Origin of the sequence: Microcoleus sp. K4-B3 (assembly GCF_036704615.1) — a bacterium.
In the GTDB taxonomy this organism is placed as follows: Bacteria; Cyanobacteriota; Cyanobacteriia; order Cyanobacteriales; family Microcoleaceae; genus Microcoleus.
The window spans coordinates 37,148-59,354 of sequence record NZ_JAUBSF010000006.1; the positions used below are offsets into that span (position 1 = coordinate 37,148).

Annotated in this window: 12 protein-coding genes and 2 pseudogenes; 4 read left to right on the forward strand and 10 right to left on the reverse strand. The window is 46.1% G+C overall.

What is annotated here, in order from left to right; translation table 11 throughout:
* Positions 1-91: 91 nt before the first annotated feature.
* The 5 genes and pseudogenes from QUA78_RS05060 to QUA78_RS05075 all read right to left on the reverse strand — a co-directional run bounded on the left by QUA78_RS05060 (position 92) and on the right by QUA78_RS05075 (position 5,726).
* Complete coding sequence (locus tag QUA78_RS05060; RefSeq protein ID WP_333301808.1) at positions 92-1,045, reverse strand: ABC transporter ATP-binding protein; 954 nt, start codon at positions 1,043-1,045, stop codon at positions 92-94.
* A gap of 322 nt (positions 1,046-1,367) precedes the next feature.
* Positions 1,368-1,871 (reverse strand): annotated as a pseudogene (locus QUA78_RS32755) (DUF6745 domain-containing protein); the annotation flags it as partial.
* 621 nt (positions 1,872-2,492) lie between these two features.
* Positions 2,493-3,851: pseudogene (locus QUA78_RS32760) on the reverse strand (leucine-rich repeat domain-containing protein); the annotation flags it as partial.
* A gap of 82 nt (positions 3,852-3,933) precedes the next feature.
* On the reverse strand, positions 3,934-4,974 hold the full coding sequence (locus tag QUA78_RS05070) for an ABC transporter permease (protein WP_333301806.1): 1,041 nt from the start codon (positions 4,972-4,974) through the stop codon (positions 3,934-3,936).
* A gap of 239 nt (positions 4,975-5,213) precedes the next feature.
* Positions 5,214-5,726 (reverse strand): adenine phosphoribosyltransferase, encoded by a 513-nt coding sequence (locus QUA78_RS05075; protein ID WP_333301805.1) that lies wholly within the window; start codon positions 5,724-5,726, stop codon positions 5,214-5,216.
* 237 nt (positions 5,727-5,963) lie between these two features.
* Here QUA78_RS05075 and QUA78_RS05080 point away from each other — a divergent pair, with 237 nt between their 5' ends.
* Positions 5,964-7,130, forward strand: a complete 1,167-nt coding sequence (locus QUA78_RS05080; protein WP_333301804.1) for a pyridoxal phosphate-dependent aminotransferase — start codon at positions 5,964-5,966, stop codon at positions 7,128-7,130.
* Between the two features lie 320 nt (positions 7,131-7,450).
* Here the strand turns inward: QUA78_RS05080 and QUA78_RS05085 are convergent, their stop codons facing one another.
* Together QUA78_RS05085 and QUA78_RS05090 are read right to left on the reverse strand one after the other, a co-directional pair.
* On the reverse strand, positions 7,451-8,224 hold the full coding sequence (locus QUA78_RS05085) for an RNA polymerase sigma factor SigF (protein ID WP_333301803.1): 774 nt from the start codon (positions 8,222-8,224) through the stop codon (positions 7,451-7,453).
* Positions 8,225-8,687: 463 nt separating this feature from the next.
* Complete coding sequence (locus tag QUA78_RS05090) at positions 8,688-9,530, reverse strand: photosystem II manganese-stabilizing polypeptide (RefSeq protein WP_333301802.1); 843 nt, start codon at positions 9,528-9,530, stop codon at positions 8,688-8,690.
* Positions 9,531-9,929: 399 nt separating this feature from the next.
* Between QUA78_RS05090 and QUA78_RS05095 the strand changes: the two genes are divergently transcribed.
* A complete protein-coding gene (locus tag QUA78_RS05095; RefSeq protein WP_333301801.1) occupies positions 9,930-10,292 on the forward strand; it encodes a hypothetical protein in 363 nt (120 codons plus the stop codon).
* 66 nt (positions 10,293-10,358) lie between these two features.
* Here QUA78_RS05095 and QUA78_RS05100 read toward each other — a convergent pair whose 3' ends face one another.
* Positions 10,359-12,059, reverse strand: coding sequence for a calcium-binding protein (locus tag QUA78_RS05100; RefSeq protein WP_333301800.1), 1,701 nt, complete (start codon positions 12,057-12,059; stop codon positions 10,359-10,361).
* A gap of 123 nt (positions 12,060-12,182) precedes the next feature.
* On the opposite strand from QUA78_RS05100, the gene QUA78_RS05105 reads away from it, so the two are divergent.
* Positions 12,183-12,344 carry a hypothetical protein gene (locus tag QUA78_RS05105; RefSeq protein ID WP_333398622.1) on the forward strand — a complete coding sequence of 54 codons (162 nt, stop codon included), beginning with the start codon at positions 12,183-12,185 and terminating at the stop codon, positions 12,342-12,344.
* Positions 12,345-12,504: 160 nt separating this feature from the next.
* Here the strand turns inward: QUA78_RS05105 and QUA78_RS05110 are convergent, their stop codons facing one another.
* Complete coding sequence (locus QUA78_RS05110) at positions 12,505-17,955, reverse strand: AAA family ATPase (protein WP_333301798.1); 5,451 nt, start codon at positions 17,953-17,955, stop codon at positions 12,505-12,507.
* A 166-nt stretch (positions 17,956-18,121) separates the two neighbouring features.
* Complete coding sequence (locus tag QUA78_RS05115; RefSeq protein ID WP_333301797.1) at positions 18,122-19,108, reverse strand: AEC family transporter; 987 nt, start codon at positions 19,106-19,108, stop codon at positions 18,122-18,124.
* Positions 19,109-19,321: 213 nt separating this feature from the next.
* Here QUA78_RS05115 and QUA78_RS05120 point away from each other — a divergent pair, with 213 nt between their 5' ends.
* Positions 19,322-21,853 carry a VWA domain-containing protein gene (locus QUA78_RS05120; RefSeq protein ID WP_333398624.1) on the forward strand — a complete coding sequence of 844 codons (2,532 nt, stop codon included), beginning with the start codon at positions 19,322-19,324 and terminating at the stop codon, positions 21,851-21,853.
* The last annotated feature ends 354 nt before the right edge of the window (positions 21,854-22,207 follow it).

Here is a 22,207-nt window from a genome sequence, read left to right on the forward strand (position 1 = left end):
ATTCTATGCAGCCTCATAAAAAATTGGTATAACCTGGTTGTTGACACAAATAGCCGTGGTTTCCACTTCTGTAACGAGGGAAACTAGCAAATTAGGATGCTTGCTGGTGTCCCATCTTGAGGAAGATGGTTTCTAAGTCTTCTTGAGTGCAGTGGAATTCGGTTAGGGGAATCTTGGCCGCGACGAGTTCGCGTAATAAATTTGCCGCATCTTCCGGGCTTCCTGAAAAATCAACGCACACCTGTTGAGTTTCCCGGATTATTGCCCAATTTTCCACCCAAGGAAAGTTTTTTAATTCCGATGTTAGCGCTGCTAATTTATTTCCTAAAACCGACATAAAAATTTGCTGGCGGCTGAGGCGTTTGTAAAGTTCTTGTAAGGGTGCGCTTTCGACCAGATATCCGAGTTCCATGATACCCACCCAACTACAAAGTTCGGCTAAGTCGCTGAGAACGTGAGATGATATGACTACGGTCATGCCGACTTCTTGCAAGACTTTGATAATTTCGCGGAACTGCATTCGGGCGATCGGATCTAAGCCAGAAACGGGTTCGTCTAACAACAACAATAGCGGTTCGTGGATAATAGTTCTCCCCAAACTCAGGCGCTGTTTCATCCCCCGCGACAGGGTGGAAATTAAGCTGTTGCGCTTGTTGGTTAGTTGCACGAGTTCTAAAACGGAGTTGATTCGCTCTCGTCGGCGCGGTTGCTGGAGGTTGTAGAGTCGGGCAAAATAGTCTAAATAATCCCAAACAGTCAAGTCGTCGTAGAGGGGAAAGTCGTCGGGAAGAAAGCCGATGCGCTGTTTGAGAATCGGGTGCGATCGATCGCGCAATAACCTATCTCCATTGATGTAAATTTCCCCTGTAGTCGGTTCCTCAGCCGCCGCCAACATCCGCAGCAAAGTAGTTTTGCCGGCACCGTTGGGGCCGATCAGTCCGCATACTTCGCCGGCTGCTACTTGCAAATCGATGTCATTGACAGCTATATGGCGATCGAATTGTTTCGTCAGCCCGCGAGTTTCTATTGCTAGTTGTTTTGCCATGTTTGGAGGGTGAATGAAGTTTTATCGGTGCATTCCTGGCATGGAAATAGAAGTCTACAACTAGCCTAGCCCGTTCTTCAATGAATTGTCAGCCCCGTTGAGAAATTAAAAATTCAAAGGCTTTTATATCTGCTATGCCCGATGCCCACGAGCATCTAATATCAAATCCGGTAGCATCGGAATTTTATTACCCACAATCAGGACACGGCAGTGCCGTTTCCCTACAATTAATCGGGGTAGAGAAACGGCACTGCCGTGTCCTGCGTTTATATCATTCCGGTGTTACCGGAATTGATATAATTTACCTGAGAAAGGCTCTATATCAAGTCTGCACGGAAAATTCCTCTGGATCGATATCCCAATTTGCCCAGCGAATTGCCTCCCTAGCAGATGTCAAGTTAGGCGGCACTCTCAAAGCGTGAATGAATCCCGTACTCGGACAAGTCATTTTTAACAAACAAATCGGCTCGACATCGGCATGATCTATTGTTAATAGTGAATATTCCTGCCAACTATCTATTTGTTCTGCTGACAAGTCTTGACAAATGCGATCGTAACCAATTCCTTGAATTAACACTCGCCGAAGTTCGGCATTCTCTTCTGTTAAAAGCCATTGCGATTGCCATTGATTTGGGTGGAATTTGCCGTATTCTTCAGGCAATCTGACGCCGTGATAATAGTAAAATTTCCATCCATCCGCAAACTCAATGGCAGGTTCTCCTTCCGCGTGCAAGCGGTTTTGACTGTCAAAGCGAAGGTGGCGGGGGCGATCGCACACAAAGCAATTTTTTTCAAAGGGAAATATAAAACCGCAATCCTCGAAAAGCAGCTTTTGGCAGTGATGTATTTCTTGTGCCTTTTGGGAGATATTGATGCCTGATGAAGAGATATAAAGTTCAGTCAAATAGATTTCTTTAAGCAAAGTCGTGGGGGTTTCAGGGGATGTCAGGTCGTACAAAGAATGGGAAAAATCATGCTCTATAGTTGGTTCCGATCGCGCATATTCGTCAACCAATTGGCTCATTAGCAAACTCAGTGTGCTGTCTGCTTCGGACTCGATGGTCATGCGATAATCGAGCTCATACCGCCACACTTCCGGACTCGCAAATTCTCCCACAATCGATGAGGACATCCATTTCCCGTCTAGCTTTTGCCCCGCTCTATTCCAAGACCATTCGTTTGAGCAGTTTTCTGAACGATCGCTTTTTAGCAAGTTGAAGATTTGAAGATAAGCGTCGCGCGGACTGCTGCAAATAATAATTTCAGGTTCTTCTAGACCAATAGCTGCATAGGCAACTTTGATTGCTTCAATGGCTTTTTCAACATCAATTGGCTTAGTCGAGAGAGCAAGATGTTTCTGTGCGAGTTCGCCTAACACGATCTTTGTGGCAATGAAATTGCCACAGAGAGACAGTTGTGTTAGATTGGTGAGCGATCGCAAGGCGCTGATGTCGGTAATTTCAGTCAAGAGATGGAGTGTGGTCAGATTGGTGAGCGAGCCCAGGAAGCTGATGTCGGTAATTTCATTGCCGTAGAGAGACAGTTCTGTCAGATTGGTGAGCGAACCCACGAAGCTGATGTCGGTAATTCGAGCGCTGCACAGAGTCAGTGTTGTTAGATTGGTGAGCGAGCCGAGGAAGCTGATGTCGGTAATTTCATTGTTGTCGAGAGTCAGTATTGTTAGATTGGTGAGGGAGCCGAGGAAGCTGATGTCGGTAATTTGATTGTGGTAGAGAGTCAGTATTGTTAGATTGGTGAGGGAGCCGAGGAAGCTGATGTCGGTAAGTTCATTGCTGCCGAGATGGAGTGTGGTCAGATTGGTGAGGGAGCCGAGGAAGCTGATGTCGGTAAGTTCATTGCTGTGGAGATCCAGCGTTGTTAGATTGGTGAGGGAGCCGAGGAAGCTGATGTCGGTAAGTTCATTGCTGTGGAGATCCAGCGTTGTTAGATTGGTAAGCGAGCCGAGGAAGCTGAGGTCGGTAATTCTATTCCAGTGGAGATCCAGCGTTGTTAGATTGGTGAGGGAGCCGAGGAAGCTGATGTCGGTAATTGGATTGTTGTTGAGATACAGCGTTGTTAGATTGGTGAGCGAGCCGAGGAAGCTGATGTCGGTAATTTGATTGTAGTGGAGATACAGCGTTGTTAGATTGGTGAGGGAGCCGAGGAAGCTGATGTCGGTAATTTGATTGTCGCTGAGAATCAGTATTGTCAGATTGGTAAGCGAGCCTAGGAAGCTGATGTCGGTAATTTGATTGTCGCTGAGAATCAGTTCTGTCAGATTGGTGAGTGAGCCGAGGGAGCTGATGTCGGTAAGTTCATTGCTGTTGAGATACAGCGTTGTTAGATTGGTGAGCGAGCCGAGGGAGCTGATGTCGGTAATTCTATTCCAGTTGAGAAGCAGTGTTGTCAGATTGGTAAGCGAGCCTAGGAAGCTGATGTCGGTAATTTCATTGTCCTTAAGATTGAGTGCTGTCAGATTGGTGAGTGAGCCCAGGGAGTTGATGTCAGTAATTTCATTGTCCTTGAGATACAGCGTTGTTAGATTGGTGAGTGAGCCCAGGGAACTGATGTCGGTAATTTCATTGCTGTTGAGATCCAGTTCTGTCAGGCTTGAAAGCATCTGCTCCGCTGCTTCAGCGTCATCAGTGCCAGCCTTTTTCAACAACACTTTAACTGTGTGCCTTGCCGATTCTGAAAGACTGTCAATATGCCTGCACCAGTCGGAAAAGCGGCTAAAAATCATTGGCTCGTTTGGTGGTTTTTCTGACATAAAACACTCCGAGAGGGGTAATGGGGCATGGGGCATAGGACATGGATAATGGGAAGACTGTTGACTGTTGACTATTACAAATCGCCCTTGCCGACCTCATATTACTGAATTAAATCTACTATTTCAAATCTTCCAGCTTAATCCGAGGATCGACAGCTTTCAGCAGCAAATCCGCCAACAAATTCCCCACAATCAACATCGTCGCACCCATCATCAAACTTGCCATTACTAAATACAAATCTTGATTGTTCACCGCCTCCAAAGTCAGCTTTCCCAAACCCGGCCAATTAAAGAAAAATTCCGCAATAAACGCACCGCTCAACAAACTAGCAAACTCAAAACCCAATAGCGTAATCAACGGATTAACAGCATTCCGCAAAGCATGAACGTAAATTACTCGATCGTCCGGCAAACCTTTCGCCCGTGCTGTTCGGATGTAATCTTGACGCAGCACGTCCAACAATTGTCCGCGCATCAATCTTTGCAAACCAGCAAAACCAGTAAGGCTGAGGGCGACAGTTGGCAAAATTAAGTGCCACCCGTAATCGAGGATTTGACCCCACCAAGGTAAGTCTGCGTGGTCGATACTTGTCATGCCTCCTACAGGAAACAGAGGCGAAGTATTTTGTGCGAAAAATAGCAGCAGCAAAGCTGTAATAAAGCTGGGAAATCCCTGTCCGGTGTAGCTGACTACTTGCAAAACTCGATCGACTGTGCGGTTTTGATTGACGGCGGCGACAATTCCCAAAGGAATCGCGATCGCCCAAGTTACAATCAAAGATGCGATCGCCATTAATAACGTCGCCGGTACCCGTTCCCACAGCAGCGAAGCTACCGATCGCTGATACACAAAACTCGTGCCAAAATTCCCCCGCGTTACAATTTGTTGCAGCCACAGCCAATACTGCACAATCGCTGGTTTATCTAAGCCGAACTGCTGTTCGAGTTGCTTGAGTGTCTCCGGCGAAATCTTCGGATTTTGGCTCAATGTATCCAAGTAATTTCCCGGTGCCAGTTCAATAATTGCAAAACAAAGCATCGATGCCAAAAATAGCGTTAAAAGTGCCTGCAACAGTCGCTTGACAACATAAGTAAATGTTTCCCCAGCAAACAGAGAACTCAAGAATTGCCAATTTCGATTAGATTTAATAGAAGTCATACGAGTTTAGATTTTAGATTTTAGAGTTTAGTTTTGAAAAATTGTGAATGATATTAATGCCAGTTGCATCGGAATGATTTAACCACAGAGAACGCAGAGATCGCAGAGAAAGAGAAGAGAGAGATGAATAATTCCGATGCAAAGCTCAAGAATATTATTTGTCAGTAGTTTTTATTCAACTGTCAGCAGTCAACTGTCAGCAGTCAACTGTCAACTGTCAACTGCCAACAGTTAACTAACTAATATTCAACTAGCGTGACGATCGGCACATCGGGCAATTTCTGCCTGCCGCCCAAAGCCTGCAATTCGATGATAAAAGCAAAACCGACAAGCTCGCAACCAGCTTGCTCCAACAATTTAGCCGTCGCCGCCGCTGTTCCGCCAGTGGCGATTAAATCGTCCACAATCAGCACTCGGCTGCCGGATGTCATCGCATCTCGGTGCATCTCCAGTCGATCGACACCGTATTCCAATTCGTACTCAGCAAAATGAACCGCACCTGGCAGTTTCCCCGGTTTGCGGACAGGAATAAAGCCTGTTCCCATTTTATAAGCCAAAGGCGCGCCAAATATAAAGCCTCGGGATTCCATGCCCACCACATAGTCAGCAGACATTTCAGAGCATTTTTCGGCTAAGCTGTCAATGGTGTAGCTGAGTCCTTGCGGGTCGCGCAGCAAAGTTGTAATGTCTCGAAACAGAATTCCCGGCTTTGGGAAATCAGGAATGTCGCGAATCAGAGATTTGAGATCCATAAGCTTGCAGATCGGCGTTGAGGGTAACGAGGCATCAAAAATGGTACAATAATAACGTCAAAATTTAAAAATTTAAGAATAAAAATTAAAATTAAGAGCTTTTTTAATTTTTATTCTTTAATTGCTTAATCCTTTACGTACTATGTAAACAAATGTCATAATTCCCTAACAACAGGGTTGAATATCAAGATTTGTCAACCTAAGATCTAAAGTCAAAAATCTAATATCTAAAATCCAATGATTAAGTTGGCAGCACGAGTGGGCGAGGTTTCTCCTTCCATAACCTTAGCGATCGCCGCTAAGGCTAAAGCCATGAAGGCCGAAGGAATTGATGTCTGTAGTTTGAGTACGGGAGAACCCGACTTTGATACCCCCGAACACGTTAAAGCAGCGGCAAAACAAGCTTTAGACGAGGGGAAGACTAAGTACGGCCCTGTGGCTGGAGAACCGAAGTTAAAAGCTGCGATCGCCCGCAAACTCCGCGATGACAACAATCTCAACTATCAACCGGAAAATATTATTGTCACCAACGGCGGCAAGCATTCCCTCTACAATCTGATGATGGCTCTGATCGAGCCTGGAGAAGAAGTAATTATTCCGGCTCCCTACTGGCTGAGCTACCCAGAAATGGTGAAACTCGCCAGCGGCAAACCAGTAATTGTACCCACAGATGCTTCTACAGGATATAAAATTACACCGGAACAACTGAGTCGAGCGATTACTCCCAAAACCAAGTTATTTGTACTGAATTCGCCTTCTAACCCGACAGGAATGGTTTACTCTCCGGCGGAAATCAAAGCATTGGCCGAGGTGATAGTCGATCGAGATATTTTAGTCGTTTCTGACGAGATTTACGAAAAAATTATATATGACGGTGCCCAACACGTTAGCATCGGTTCCCTAGGCAAAGAAATCTTCGATCGCACCCTGATCAGCAGCGGTTTTGCTAAAGCTTACTCGATGACAGGCTGGCGAGTCGGTTATTTGGCCGGCCCGATCGAATTAATCAAAGCCACCAGCACCATTCAAGGTCACAGTACCTCAAATGTGTGTACTTTTGCACAGTACGGCGCGATCGCAGCTTTGGAAAGCAGCCAAGAGTCTGTCGAAAAAATGCGTCTAGCTTTTGCCCAAAGGCGTCAGGTAATATTTGAATTACTCGATGCTATCCCCGGAATTAGCTGCATTAAACCAGACGGTGCTTTCTATATGTTTGTCAACATCAGTAAAACAGGAATGAATTCTCTGGAATTTTGCGACGCTTTCTTAGAACAGCAGCAAGTAGCAGTTATTCCGGGGATTGCTTTTGGTGCAGACGACCATATTCGCTTGTCTTATGCCACCGATTTAGGCACAATTAAAAAAGCCGTAGAAAGGCTCGATAAATTTGTCCGCAGCATCTAAAAATTAGTTAGTAGTCATTAGTCATTAGTCATTAGTCATTTGTTATTTGTTCTTGGTAGCAAGTGACTAATTACCGATCGCTGTTGACTATTGACTGTTGACTGAATACTGCTGACTGTTGACTAATACCAATTTTAAAAACTATTGCTACAGTAATTCTCTTATATAAATTATCGTTCATTCGCTCTCACCACCGGCCGGACACGGCAGTGCCGTTTCCCTACAGACGATAGCTGATAATTTATATCTAGCACTAATTTTCAGAATTGGTATAACTACTGCTGACCAATGACCAATGACTAATGACTAATGACTAATAACTAAAGCTGTTTCGTCATGATTTCTTTCAGCAAATCCAGCCCCTTCTTAACTCGGCGAGAAACAGTCACCGCACTGATACCCAAGCGTTCAGCCGTTTCTTTCTGCGTCAAATCGTAGAGAAAAACAAACTCCAATATCTCGCGAGTCCGTTGTTCCAACATAGCCAAAGCTTGCTGAACGCGAATTTGATCCTCTTGCGCCAACTGAAAACTCCGATACTTGGTATCGGGAACCAATTCTCCGAGACAAGTAGCCCCCTCATCTTCATCTTGCATCGGCGCGTCCAAACTCAGAGGCGATCGGTTGAGATGGGCCAACTTAATTTCTTGCCATTCTTGTACAGAAACCTCAAGCACTGCTGCTACTTCAGCATCCGTAGGTTTGCGGTTGAACTGCACCTGCAAATCCTTGATCGCTGTGACAGATTTGCGTTCCAGGGACTGCCAGTGGCGGGGAAATCGCACAGAAGGGCTTTTGTCCCGCAAGTAGTGTTGAATTTCGCCCCGAATGTAGGGAATTGCAAAGGAACTAAAAGCGTGTCCCTTCGACATATCAAACCGCTCGATCGCCCTGATCAACCCAATACACCCTACTTGCAGCAAATCGTCGTAGCTTTCACCGCACTGGTTTAGCCAGTGGTAAACTTCTTTTCTCACCAGTCCAATATTTAGTTTAACTAACTGATTGCGGATTTCATTCGATCCAGAAAGCTGGTACTCGCGCAACAATTGCAAATTTTCGTTTTTTAGCTCGTTCGGCACTGTGGTAGACATGGCGGCATAAGGGTTGGTAGAGGAGAGGACTGAGGTTGCTTTAGATCTAGTTTCCAATATAGTCTAAAAAATTCACCTTGATTGTAGTGTAATCCTAGCACTTAATAAGTGTGATAGCGGACACACCCGTTTAACTTTGGGAAGATGCAGCTATCTAGGGGGATTATCCGAAGACCTTCGGCACAATCCAGAATTTAACCAGGTAGAAGACCTTCGGCACAATCCAGAATTTAACCGGGATTTTTTAACACTATATTAAAATCTGAAAGCGGTTTCTATACAATACTTTAATTAATTAAAAATCCTAACTTACATTACTTGTAGCTAATCACAATCAAATCATAAATTTAGTCATTAGTCAACAGTCTTAATTTATATTGGTCAAGACTGTTGGCTAATGAAGGGCGAGCAGTAGCTTTATGGCAAAAAACTGCTCAAGTTCGATCTATCCAGAAACCCAATTTTACGATACAGAAGGCTCAATGCGAGCGTAAAACAAACCCCGAATTTTCACGTCCAGAGCAGGTCTAGCTCCCAAATCAGTATCAGAAGGCTGCGTGCTCTCAAAAATCCCGCCAACTTCGCCAGTGGCGCTGTTGACTTTAGCAACTTGGAGAGAAATTTTGCCCGCCTTGGTGCGGGTGTCAGCCAGCTTTACATTAGAGCGGTTCAGTTTGGAATTGTCAGTAGCCGGAAGCGCTACAGCATTGTCGTAGCCAGTCGATACGCCGCGACCTTTAGGGTCTAAAAAGCCTGCGCTGCGGTAAGAAGGTACGTTAAACTCCCCTCTCAAATCGGTGGAAGTATTGATAGCAACCACTCCGGGTTCGGAACTGGCTACCAACTCTTTAATAGTGAACAAGAAAGGTACTTGCTCTCCGCCCGGTAATTGAATCGTAATAGCTTGAAAGTCCAAGCCATCTTCTTCTGTAAAAGTCAGAGTTCCGTCAGTACCGACTTTGAGCGTACCTTGAACTTGGTCAATGCTCGACGTGAACCGCGTCAGCAATTTACCAGGCACAAATTCCGCCTCTTGGCGTTTGTTTGCTGGTTCTTCCTTCACAAAATAAGTTGTGGGCTGCAAACACAAACCAGCCAGTTTATAGGTGCCGCCCGCTTCGAGGGGGATCGATCCCCGAGAAGTTTCTGCCAAGCTAGGGCAGTTATTAGCCAATCCAGTACCTCTAATCTCGTCGTAGGTGAGCAACTCGGTAGTCGCCACCGTCGTGTCAGAAGCAGAAGAACAAGCAACCAGCGCACTCATGCAAAATGCTAAAAGTGCAACAATTAAAGCACGATATTTCATTGCAAACCTCAATATCCAACATCGGATTATATTAAGAAAAAGCCTTACTTCGAGCAAAATATAATTGCCCGCCGGCAGGCTAGGCCAGCGCTTTGGGCAGCATTTAGATCCAGATCGCTCGCTTCACCGAGACCGACATTGACTCAAAAAATCAAGCTAGTCCAGTGAAAATAAGCAAGAACTTATGATTTCTCAATCATGTTCGGATCGCAGCCCAATACACATGGTACGACGGGTTGTGCTCTTTTCTTGACTTGGACTGCAAATTAATATTGCTTAAGTCAACCTACTTAAGTTACTTTGCTTATGACCCCGAATGGCGATCGCGACTAGCTCGATTAGTCGGCTGACCAAAAGGCTGGGGACAAACGCCTTGTAGATTTCAAAGGAAGCAGCGGTATGGACAACGGCAAAGATTTAGAGTCAGAAAAGTTGCAGTCTCAAATGCAATCGCTGACAGAGGCGATTCGGACTTTAGCCGAAAGTTGTCAGGGAGACAGTCTGCTGCTTTTGGCCCTGCTGCGGACGCTGGAAGCTTCGCACCGGGAAATTCGGGACGGTTTGTTTCAAGCGTCTTTTCCCGACAACCGCCAAGCACTTTACAAACTACTCAAGAATATTGAAGCCAATGGTGGCTGGCCTTACATCCACCGCATGAAACTTCGATCGCTCTTGGGGTACACCCAACAATTATCTCCTCTAGAAGATTCTCCAGCCGACTTGCCAGAAGACTCGGCCGAGACTCCACAAGACGTTAAATAGTTTTGAGTTATGAGTTATGAGTTTATGTAAAACTCACAAACTCATAACTGAGCAGCGCGATCGCGCCTAGAACCCAAAAGGTGTAGGAGGTAAGGGTATCGGGTTCGGCACCGTCGGGAATATCGGCGTCTGCCCGGGCATTGGCAATAGTCCGGGAGTCTGCGTCGGGGCGATCGAACTAATTGACAGCAGGGGCGAATCAGGCACGCTAACTGTCGGCGGAGTCGGAATCCTCGAAGCAGTCGGCGTCGGAGTCGGTGCTGCTGTGGGAGTCGGAGTCGGAGTCGGCGTCGGAGTCGGAGTCGGTGCTGCTGTGGGAGTCGGAGTCGGCGTCGGCGTCGGAGTCGGTGCTGCTGTGGGAGTCGGAGTCGGCGTCGGAGTCGGTGCTGCTGTGGGAGTCGGCGTCGGAGTCGGAGTCGGAGTCGGAGTTGGAGTTGGAGTTGGAGTTGGAGTCGGAGTCGGAGTCGGAGTCGGAGTCGGAGTCGGAGTTGGAGTCGGAGTCGGAGTCGGAGTCGGAGTTGGAGTTGGAGTCGGAGTCGGAGTCGGAGTTGGAGTTAGAGTTGGATCTGTAATTGTGGTTGTAACTGTAGTTGTAGTTGTAGTTGTAGTTGTGGTTGGCCTGGGGGTAACCGTCCCAGTCACAGCGATAAAATCATTGGCATCGAGCAGCGCCGCCGGAGTGTCTGTCAAAATTGCTAAAAGCTTGCCGTCGAGCGTCGTAATTACTGTATCCCTGATATTTGCACCGTTACCTTGCCGAACTTGCAGTTGAGCGAAAGATAAATTGCTCGGCAGTCCAAAGAAATCCTCTGCCTCATTGTAATCAGTAATTAAAGCCAAACTGCCAGGCCCGGCTCCCAATCCAAAGACATCGCTGCCGCTGCCGCCAGTCAGAGTATCCGAACCCTCACCTCCGATCAGAGAATCATTACCCTCTGCTCCAAATAAATTGTCATTGCCGAAACCGCCCAAAATTGTATCGTCGCCGATACCTCCGGCCAAGGAATCATCGCCAAAACCGCCGTCGAGAGCATCATTACCTTTGCCACCAAACAGGAAGTCATTGCCTTCATCTCCCAGTACCGAGTCGTCGGCTTCATCCCCGCGAATCGTATCGGAACCTGTGCCGCCAAAAGCTGTATCGTCAGCCTTGCCGCCGAATATCTGGTCGTTACCAGCGTCTCCGAAGAGCGAATCGTTGTCGGCATTGCCGTACAAAGTGTCGTCGCCGTCGCTGGCACTCAAGTAATCGTTGCCCTCACCGCCCAACAGTTGATCCCTGCCGCTACCGCCGTTGAGAGAATCGTTCCCAAAATTCCCGTAGAGAAAGTCCTCATCAGCATTCCCGAACACGGAATCGTCGCCGTCACTCCCTGTGAGGGTGTCGTTGCCAGTACCGCCGGCAATCACATCAAAGCCTGCGTTGCCAAAAACTAAGTCGTCCCCTGCGTCTCCCACCACGCTGTCTATCCCGTCGTTGCCTTCGAGGATGTCGTTGCCCAAACCGCCGCGAATCGAGTCGTCGCCGTTCCCGCCGGAAGCAAAATCGCGGCCTTGGTTGCCAATAAGTTCGTCATTTCCTTCACCCCCAATCAGCGAATCTGCCCCATCACCTCCTAGAAGCTGGTCGTTGCCGGCGTCGCCGTCTAGGGTGTCATCTCCTCCCGCACCCAGGGGCGTGTCATCGCCATCTAAGCCGCGAATTCGATCGCTCAGCGGAGTTCCTAGAATAAAGTCGTTGCTGTCTGTGCCGATCAGGTTTGCCATAGGGGATACACCGGTCCTCAATAAAATAAATTGTTTGAAATTATGTTAATCGCCTTCGTGACAAGGGATTGCTGCTTGCCTAGGTTAGCATAATTGAGATTTTGGCAATCTGGCGAAGGGGCGATGAAAGTTTTGCCCGTGTCCGCAGTTGCGATCGGGGCTGGTATAATCCCCGATCGGCAATCTAATTTAGTTATTATGGATTTTTTCAAATACAAATTAGTCGATCGGACTCAAGGAACTCAAACTCGACAAACAAAAGGAGGAAGAATGAAAAATGAATAACCTTTTTCATTCTTCCTCCTCCTCAAATTTTTACTTCTGATACCACTTTGAAACAAGAATGCAACTGTAGGCAAGAGCCAAATCATTAGGTCATCTGTCATTCCCAATTCTTCAATCTAAAATCTAAAATCTAAAATGGTAGGACGGATGTCTTATACTTTTATTCGGTAACAGGTAACACTATCTCAAATTCAGTTCCCTCTCCCTGATGGGAATTCACCTCAATTGTTCCGCCGTGGGTCTCGACTACAATCTGGCGGGCGATCGCCAATCCTAACCCTGTGCCTTTTCCTACTGCCTTCGTTGTAAACAAATGGTCAAAAATCCGCTGTTTCACGGCTTCTGTCATGCCCGCACCGTTATCGGCAATCTGAATTTTGATGTGCCGATCGCCCGACTGACTGGTACGAACAGTGATACAGTATGGATTTGCTTTAATCGCCTCGAAACTGCGTCCTTGGTTTGATTCTTCTAGGGCATCGATCGCGTTAGCAAGCAGGTTCATAAAGACTTGGTTAAGTTGACCGGGAAAGCATTCGATTTCCGGGAGATTGCCGTAGTCTGTGACGACTTCGATCGCAGGATGGTGTTCGTTGGCTTTCAGCCGGTGTTTCAAAATTAAGATGGTGCTGTCAATGCCCTCATGGATATTAAAGGGAACTTTGTAGTCTTTATCGGCTCTGGAGAAGGTGCGGAGGCTGGTGCTAATGCCGCGAATGCGATCGCATCCCACTTTCATCGACAACAGCATCTTTGGCAAATCTTCTAAAGCATACTCTAAATCAATATCCTCAGCATCTTCTTCGATTTCATCGCCGGGATTTCGCAGTTTTTCTTGATATAATTTTAAGTGACCAATCACATCTTTGATTGTGGTTGTTGCTTCCTCAATATTGCCGCTAATAAAGCCGACAGGATTATTAATTTCGTGGGCAACTCCCGCTACTAAATTTCCCAAGGCGGACATTTTTTCGCTTTGCACGATCTGTAACTGTGCTTGCTGCAAATCAAGGAGCGATCGCTCTAATTCTTGTGCATAAGCTTGAGATTGTTGGTACAAGCGGGCATTTTCTAGAGAGATAGCCGCTTGGGCGCACAAAAGTTGGATAACTTCAGTGCGATCGTCTGTAAATGCACCAATTGTCAAGTTATTTTCTAGATATAGCAACCCGATTAATTTACCCTGATTTAAAATCGGCGCGCACAGCACACTTTTGGGCTTTTCCTGCATCAAATACGGCTCGGCAATAAAATCGTTTTGTGCTGCAGCATTATCTAAAACCACAGTTTTCCCAGTCCGCTTAACATAGTTGACCAAAGCAGCGGGAACCTCGTCGCTGGCTGACAGCGGTACAGATATTGAGATGACATCTTGATTGAGGGAGGCTACAGCTTCGAGCGCGAGATTCCCATCCTTAAGCAACAACAGAGCTGCTTTTTTTGCCCCGGCATTTTCCATCACCACCGACATCAGTGCAGCCAGCAATTTTTCTAATTTAATTTCACTTGATAGAGCTTGGCCGGCTTTAAAAATAGACGCAAAATCGAGGGTTTTGGAAATACTGCTGCTAGATTGAGTTGTGAGGAAGGTTTGATGTAAAATTGACGATTTATTGATAGTTTGGATGCGGGTATCGCTAAGTTCACAACGATTTTCTCTTGCCTGCAATATGGGAGCAAGAAGTTGGGGATAGTGTTTTTCTAAGTCATCGACTTTGGCTTTCGCACCCCAGCGAGCGTAACAGTAGTAGGCTTGTTGCATATAGGCTTGCGCCACTTTTTCTTTGCCCCAATCGAGGTAGAATTTAGCTGCTAGTTCGTTAGCGAGGGCTTCTTCTTGGATGTATTCGTTTTCTTTCGCTCCGAGGATCGCGCGATCGTAAAGTTCAATAGCTTCTGCCCTCTCTCCGGCAACTCGGTACTTCTCTGCTTCTACCAACTGCCACTTATGCAAATAATTCATGGGGGCGTGTTCTGCCCAATGCTGCAACTTCGTTTGAGTTTCGTGAACTCGTTGCCACTGCATTTCTAACTCAGCCTTGGACTCAGGAGCAGTGGCAAGGGCTATAAGTGAGTCATAGAAATATAAACCAGCTTGGCAAGTCATTCCTAAGCTTCCCCCTATATATTGTTTTGCTCGATCGAGATCTGCTGCTGCCCCAGCCATTTCTCCAAACAGGAATCTCAACGTCGCCCTGTATATATAGAAGCTGGAGAGTCGGTACAAATCGTTAGAAGCAAGCGACTGAGAAATCAGCTTCTCCTCATCACCCTCCTGTTCAAAGGAAATCTCAAACTTGTTTGGATTACCCAATAAAAACAGCGTTATTTCCAAAAAAAGCGAACAATAATTTGCCGTGGTTAGTTGGTTCAGGTCGAGTAATTGCTGACGGTATGCCCGAATTTGGGGCTCAAGTTCTGCCAAAGATTGACCGCACCAGTAGGAATTTAGACAAAATCCATGCCCATTATGCCCGACAAATTCTAAATTGCCTGTTTCTAATCCGGCTTGATAGCCTGCCTGAAGAATGGGGAGAGTCTCTCGCAAATGCGATTTGCGATGGTACAAACAGAGTCCGATCACAGCAAAAGTTGCAGAGCGAATATTTTTGGCATCCGCGCCACTGGCAAGACGATAAGCTAATCGACCAAACCGATCGGCTACCGTCATATCTTGTAGAAAGTTAAAGTTGTTGAGAACAATGCCATAACCACTATAGCTATAAGCTGAAGTAGGACTGTTGCCATATTGGATAGATAAATTTACCTGTAAGGCAGTCAGCAGCGCAAACAAAGACGAACCGACCAGATAACAAGCTGACCCCATGCTTGCCGCAACTTGCATAGCGGCCAGCTTTTGGGAATCCACTATCGCTGGAAGATGAAATAACTCTTCAATAGGTCGATCGCCGATCGAGCTATTAATTTCCTGCACTGCTTGCTGAATATCTTCTGATGTAGGGCTATCGGGCAATTCAACTCCTAATTCTTTGAGACTCAACAAACCGATAGCAATTGCTTCTAAAAACTTGTTCTGGGACGTTAATGCCTGAATTTTGACGATATAAACGCTCACTCGCTCTAGGGGAGTGCTGGTATGATGAATCACAGTGTCAATCCACCGATCCATCTGGTCAAATTCACCACAGAGTGAAGCCAATTCTGCGGCTATTTCGTGCAAGTTCAAGGTCATCTCGTACTGTCGTTGCCAAGCGCTCTCTCCAAGCAAATTTAGCCCGATCGCAGCATACTCGCGAGCAGCTTGATAAGCAGTAGCGCCTCTGGCTTTGCGGCAAGCCGTGAGGTTGAGTTGTGCCAAATCGTCGCGTTCTGTTTGGTCTTCAATCAGCGCAATACCATAATTCAACTGATTGACGACTGAAAAAATTTGCTCTTCGATAGCTGCGGGTGAAATTTGCTGGATCAGCAATTGTCCAATCTGATAATGAGCACGCGATCGCTCTTGTTCGGGAATTAAAGAATAGGCAGCTTGCTGAACGCGATCGTGCAAAAACTTGTAATTCACCACCTCCGAATTTTGTGCCTCCTCCTGTCTTTCTCGCCCCATATAAAACTTGTAGACTTCACTTTCAGGCAGGATTAACCCCTCTTGCAAAGCCTTCCACAAATCCGCCGCCGTTTCCGTTTCCAGTTGCTGGGAGACAACTGCCAAAGTCCCCAAATCAAACTGATTCCCCACACAAGCAGCCAACTTCAACACATTCTGAGTCCCCGGCGGCAATTTTTGCAACTGCAACGCCATAAACTCGACCACATCATCCGTCAGCGCTGCCTCCCGAACTCGCACAATATCGCACTTCCAATAACCAGCAACCCGGTCAAACTCAATCAGCCCATCCTGATGCAGTGCTTTGAGAAACTGCGTTGCAAAAAAGGGATTTCCTTGGGTTTTTTGTGCCGCCAAATCAGCCAAAGGTCTTGCCCAAGATGGATCGCAATTGAGCGTATCAGCAACCAAATGATTTAGACTTTCTGAGCTCAACGGTTCCAGCGTCAGAGTATTCACCGTCGCCCCAGCTTTTGCCATTGCATCCAGTGTCAGCATCAACGGATGTGCTGCAAACACTTCATTATCTCGGTAGGCACCAATTACTAATAAATAGCCGGTTGCTGACTCGGAAACCAGCAGTTGCATTAACCGCAGCGAGGCGGAATCAGCCCACTGCAAGTCATCCAAAAACATCACCAGGGGATGTTCTGGTTTTGTGAACACGTGAATAAAGTTTTGAAACAGCAAATCAAACCGATTTTGGGCCGCAGTTCCTGATAATTCTAGTGCGGGCGGTTGTGGCCCAATAATTTTTTCTAGTTCGGGAATTACTTCAATAATGACTTGTCCATTATCGCCCACTGCTTGCAATATTTGAGTTTGCCAGTTTTTCAACTGCTGGTCACTTGCACTCAACAGTTGTCCCATTAAATCTCGAAATGCTTGGACAAAAGCTGAGAAAGGAATGTTGCGGTTAAATTGGTCAAATTTGCCTTTGATGAAATAGCCGCGCTGGCGGGCAATTGGTTTGTGAACTTCATTGACAATTGCAGTTTTCCCAATCCCAGAAAAACCCGCGACTAACATTAACTCACAGCCTCCACCCTTTTCTGATGCCTGCTGGGAAAAACCTGCTACTCGATCGAATGCTGCGAGTAATTCGGCAACTTCGGTTTCGCGACCGTAGAGTTTTTCGGGTATGAGGAAGCGATCGCCCACATCCCTCTGCGCGATCGTAAAACTCTCTATCCTACCGTTTTCTTCAAGTTGCTTCAAACAAAATTCTAAATCGAATTTCAGTCCCAACGCACTCTGATAGCGGTCTTCGGCATTCTTTGCCATTAATTTGCTGACAATCTCCGAGAGGACGGGCGGGATTGCGGGATTTATTTCATGCAGTGATAGCGGTTGTTTGGCAATATGACAGTGTACCAATTCCATCGCATCGTTGGATTGAAACGGCAATTGTCCCGCCAGCAATTCGTAAAAACTCACCCCCAAAGAGTAAAAGTCTGTCCGGTAGTCAATCCCCCGATTCATCCTTCCCGTTTGTTCGGGAGACAAATAGCCGAGTGTCCCTTCCAGCACGTTAGGATTCATCAGGGTTTGAGTTTCCCTTGGCAGCAAAGATGCAATACTAAAGTCAATGAGTTTGACTTGTTTTGTATGCGGATTAATTAAAATATTGGCTGGTTTAATGTCTTTGTGAATTATCCGGTGGCGGTAGAGTATATCTAATGTATTGCTCAGGTCGATCGCCATTTGCAAGAACTCATTCAGAGTCGGGGCTGTTTCCCCTTGTTCCATCCATTCATTCAGAGAAATTCCCCCAAAGTCTTCCATTACCAGCGCATAGCTGTTTTGGTAGGTTTCCAAGCTGTAGGTTTCGATGATTCCTGGCAAGTTGAGGTTTTTGGCGATCGTGTACTGATTGCGAAATTGCACCAGTTCGCTGAAGCTGGGATACTCGCTGCGCAAGACTTTGATGGCTACTGGTTGTTTGTCGCCAGTGCGGAAAGCTCGATAAACCAGGGTGCGAGTTCCTGAGTAAATGCGATCGAGAGTTTGATAACCTGTCAGTGTAAAATTTTGAGTTGTCATACTTTTATTATCTGCCTCATCTGTAGGCTCTTTGTAGCTTAACAGAAGGAAATAGAGTTTTCAACTCCCGTGATTTTTAAGTACAATTTATATGACATAAATCACTTAAAATTAGTGACCGCGCTCACTAAACTGCACTTTTTCTACTAAACAAATTCTATTTTCATTAAAAATTAAATAGCCACATCCAGATTGGAATAGTGAATAATAGACTAACGCAGCCAATGCCGATCGCAGTTACGGCTAATTCGCGATCGAGATTGAAAGCTTCTGCCAGCAATGTAGTACCAAAAGCAGGAGGCATTGCCATTTGCAGCACTAGCACAAGTCGCGGCGCGCCCGCGAGCCCCAAAAACGTTAATCCCGTGCCAATTACCAAGGGAATTAACAACATTTTAATCCCCAGACAAGCTAAAACTTGTTTGAGGTTGTGCAAGGAATTCAACTTGCTCAACTGCATCCCGATCGTAATTAAAGCTAAAGTAATTACCGTCCAAGCACCTGTTGTTAACAATTCTGCGATTTGTGCCGACAGCGGCAAGCTGCGCGAGACAAATCCTAAACCAAAAGCCCACAGTGCCGGATTCTGAAAAATTGCCCGCAGGGGAATTAACCAACTCTGACGGCGATCGCTTTTACCGCAGTGAGAAGCAATAGCAACTCCCAGTATATTGATTCCCATGGTAGTGCCTAGCAAGTCGTAAAACAACGCCCATGCAAAGTGTTCCGACCCTAATAAGGACAAGGTGACGGGAATGCCTAAAAAACCCGTATTACCCACCATCGTTGCCAATAAGAAGCTGCCTTGAGTGGGCAAACTCCAAGCGGTGTTTTCTGCCGGGCTATTTTCGATAATCCGATTAAGATTATTGAGACGTTCCTCGCCCACCCCAAAATTTATCAAAATCCAAGCGAGTCCTCCACCTGCTATAGTTGCCAGCCAAGCTGTCAGCGGCGCCATCCAAATAGCGCCAGATAAATTGGCGCTGCGGATGAAAGCAACAATGCTCAATGGCGTGCCAAAGAAGAAAAGAAACTTGGCTAAATATGTAGAATAGCTTCTCGGTAGCTGGCGGCCGAGAAAAAATCCCAACGCCACCCATCCGAACACATTTAGATAAAGTTTGAGCAGCGGATTTTCTAAATAAACCATGATTGACTAAATATTTACTAAACGACTTACGCAGATCCACTACTTTTGCTAAAACAGCCCACCTTTAGCCTACCGCCGCAGTTTTCCCTGGCAGCGCAGCGCTAAATATTAATGCTTATTCAGCTTCGCAGATAATTTTCTACACAGGCCTTGACATCCCCAGAAGCGCGTGTCATGATTAAGTTGAGGAATAAATCAACATAGGTTAAAACTATGGCACGGCAAGCAAAACAATCATCTCAAGTCAAAAGTTCCAGCAGCCAAGCAGCCTCCAATACTCGCACCAAGTTTACCCTCTACAATTTTGCCGGAAACGCAAAGGCTTTCTATCTAGTCGATCGCATTAATTTAGAAAGAAAGCCCGGTGATATCCCAGAAAAATCCGTCGCTCACAGCATCATCATCATCGACCGTTCCGGCTCAATGTATTATGACTTAGAACCGCTGAAAGAAACCCTAATCAAGCTTTTGACCTTAGACGAATACAACAATTACCAGCTAATTGTCAGCCTGATTTCCTATGCTAGCAATCGGGACGTAATTTGTCATTTCCAGCGAATTCCCATTCAAGAAGTGCTGAAATTTGACTCTCAATACATCAAAGAAATTCAAAAAATCCACACGGCTGGCAGTACCTGCATATCGCAGTCGATGCAACTCGCTCAATGTCTGATTAAAGCGGGAGAAATGACAGCGATAAATTTGCACACAGACGGCTATGCAAATGACCCCAGTGCCAATTCCGAAGCTGCAAAACTAGGGGAAATTTGCGAAGAACTAAAAGACATGGATGTGTTTGCCAACACGATATCCTATGCCTCTGCTGACTTCAAACTTCTCTCCAAAATCGCCAACACGTTATCGGGGAATTGCATCCGCGCTGGCGAAGTCAAAATGGTTTATGATGCTCTTTACGACAGCACAAAACTTTTAGGCAGTTCCGTTGCACCTCCGCTGGAAGAACCGTTAATTAAGGAATATGATTATCAAGTTTTTGTTTCCCAAAGTGGCAAGAAAATCAACGGTTCATCGAGCACGCTGAAAATCTGCGGGCTGAAAGCAGACGATCGGGGACTGTTTTACAAATATCAGAAAGTCGCCAAAGATGAGTATGACAAACTAGATGTTCCCGTTGCTCAAACTGATGAGTCGGTGTTTGTTTTTGCGAAAGCTAACCTCGCTGACGGCAATTTAAATACGGCTAAGTATGCGCTGGCGAGTACCTTCGACGCTACTTTGACGGAAAAACACGCTAAAGCTTTGACAAATGCCCAAATAGCCGAGTTTACGGAAGATTTGGAACAGGCTGTTTTTGCGCCTGAGGTGTTGAAAAATCATGAAATTGGCGATCGGGTAAAAGTCAGCGATAAAATTTCCCTGCTGGAGTTAATCAAGATATTGGAGGAAAACAGCAACAGCATCATCATCAACTTGAAACACTTGCAAGAAAATTATCAGCGAAAAGGTTTGAAGCGAATTGAGGGAAAGCGAGACGAAAACGGCAACCTTGTCAAGCCTTGGCTGAAAACTGAATTCTTGGATGGTGACGAATACGTGCAAATGGGTTCATTTGCCATCAATCAAAATACCGCTACCATCAATATGCTGATTACCCGGAAAGCTAAGCTGGTAAAAGTTGAGGATGGAACTTTAATCGCAGAAGTGGCGGGAATTCTAGTTACAGACCTCAATACTTTCAACAATTATACCATTGTCAGCGACGGCGAAGTTAATATCAAGTCGCTGCGAACCAAAATCAGCAGCAAACCAGTGTTTGATTTGCTCAAAAAATGCGGTATCCTTGAAAAAGACGGTTCGCCTGTGCAAGAATTTGACTTCCGTTCAGAGTACGATATTAAGTTAGAGACTTTGCCCCTCGTGCCTTTTGACGGGCGTTACGGCAGCCTTGACGGAGTGTTTGAGGAACTCGCAGAAATCAAAATTCTCTCTAGCATTCTCTCGGCTCATTTGAAGGAGGAATCCGAGGCTTACACTGCGGAACAATTGGAAGAATTGAAACAGCATTATCTGTCAAAAAGCCTTTACATCAATTTTCCGACGACGACGGAATACACAGATTTAAAAAGTGCGATCGCCAACGGTTCAGTAGATTCGCGAGTCAGCTACAAAATCGACCTCGGCAGCAAAAACATCCTCAACTTGGGCAAATTGCACTCTGCCAACAAATTTCTCGATCGCCTTTATGAAGTTTACCACAAAAACACGGGCGAAAAGCTAGCAAAACCGACATTTGACATCACGTTAGATGAGCCTGTTGTCTTCGCACACAAAACCCTGTCATCCCGAACAAAAATCACCAAAGTTGACGACTTGATGAAACTGATTTTCGATGAGTTTCTCGGGTTGGAAGATAACGGAATTGTTAGCGCTACTTTAGCCAAAGTGGGTGCAGATAGTTTGCTGCGCCTTTTGCAAGCGAAATGGCAGGGAGAAGATGTCAAGCGAGAGGAGTTTGTCGCTGCTTTAGCTAATGCGAATGAGCGACTGGAAGCTTATGCCGAAAAAGTGTACAGGGAAAAAGTTTCACCGCTGGTTTTCTATATCGGTTCTACCGGACTTATCCCGGATGAAATGGAGGCAAAAGCGGCGACTGCTGAGGAAATTAATTCTAAATACGGCAACTTGCAATTTTCTAAAGATGAGCAAGAGGGGATGTTTTTTGAAGTGGGAGACTGCATTATTAGCGTGTATGCTAAGACTGAGTATTTCACGGTAGGGAAGTAGGAATTATAGCCTTTCTCAGTAACATGAGGTACTCATAGGGCATAGGGCATAGGGCATAGGGCATAGGGCATAGGCATAGGAATCGCCCCCATACCTCACCACGCTTGAGAACCGCTATCGGGTGGGCATTATTTGCCCACCTTGCTCAAATATGGGTGATTGAAATGAACCGCAAAGGCGCAGCGGTGGCGACTAGGAAATAGGTAGATGGGACAAGTGTTAGGTTGCCAAGACGAAAGGAGCGATCGCCCTACCACTCAACATCCTTAAGCCAATCCTCCAGCTATTTAATAAAAGCGCGTCCTGTAGCATTTTTACCCCCTTTTTAAGGGCAGGAGGCGATCGCCACAAACA

Excerpts from the sequence above, each read along its gene's own strand:
- QUA78_RS05060 (WP_333301808.1), bottom strand. The coding sequence starts at position 1,045 with ATGGCAAAACAACTAGCAATAGAAACTCGCGGGCTGACGAAACAATTC.
- QUA78_RS05070 (WP_333301806.1), bottom strand. The coding sequence starts at position 4,974 with ATGACTTCTATTAAATCTAATCGAAATTGGCAATTCTTGAGTTCTCTG.
- QUA78_RS05075 (WP_333301805.1), bottom strand. The coding sequence starts at position 5,726 with ATGGATCTCAAATCTCTGATTCGCGACATTCCTGATTTCCCAAAGCCG.
- QUA78_RS05080 (WP_333301804.1), top strand. The coding sequence starts at position 5,964 with ATGATTAAGTTGGCAGCACGAGTGGGCGAGGTTTCTCCTTCCATAACC.
- QUA78_RS05085 (WP_333301803.1), bottom strand. The coding sequence starts at position 8,224 with ATGTCTACCACAGTGCCGAACGAGCTAAAAAACGAAAATTTGCAATTG.
- QUA78_RS05090 (WP_333301802.1), bottom strand. The coding sequence starts at position 9,530 with ATGAAATATCGTGCTTTAATTGTTGCACTTTTAGCATTTTGCATGAGT.
- QUA78_RS05095 (WP_333301801.1), top strand. The coding sequence starts at position 9,930 with ATGGACAACGGCAAAGATTTAGAGTCAGAAAAGTTGCAGTCTCAAATG.
- QUA78_RS05100 (WP_333301800.1), bottom strand. The coding sequence starts at position 12,059 with ATGGCAAACCTGATCGGCACAGACAGCAACGACTTTATTCTAGGAACT.
- QUA78_RS05105 (WP_333398622.1), top strand. The coding sequence starts at position 12,183 with ATGAAAGTTTTGCCCGTGTCCGCAGTTGCGATCGGGGCTGGTATAATC.
- QUA78_RS05110 (WP_333301798.1), bottom strand. The coding sequence starts at position 17,955 with ATGACAACTCAAAATTTTACACTGACAGGTTATCAAACTCTCGATCGC.
- QUA78_RS05115 (WP_333301797.1), bottom strand. The coding sequence starts at position 19,108 with ATGGTTTATTTAGAAAATCCGCTGCTCAAACTTTATCTAAATGTGTTC.
- QUA78_RS05120 (WP_333398624.1), top strand. The coding sequence starts at position 19,322 with ATGGCACGGCAAGCAAAACAATCATCTCAAGTCAAAAGTTCCAGCAGC.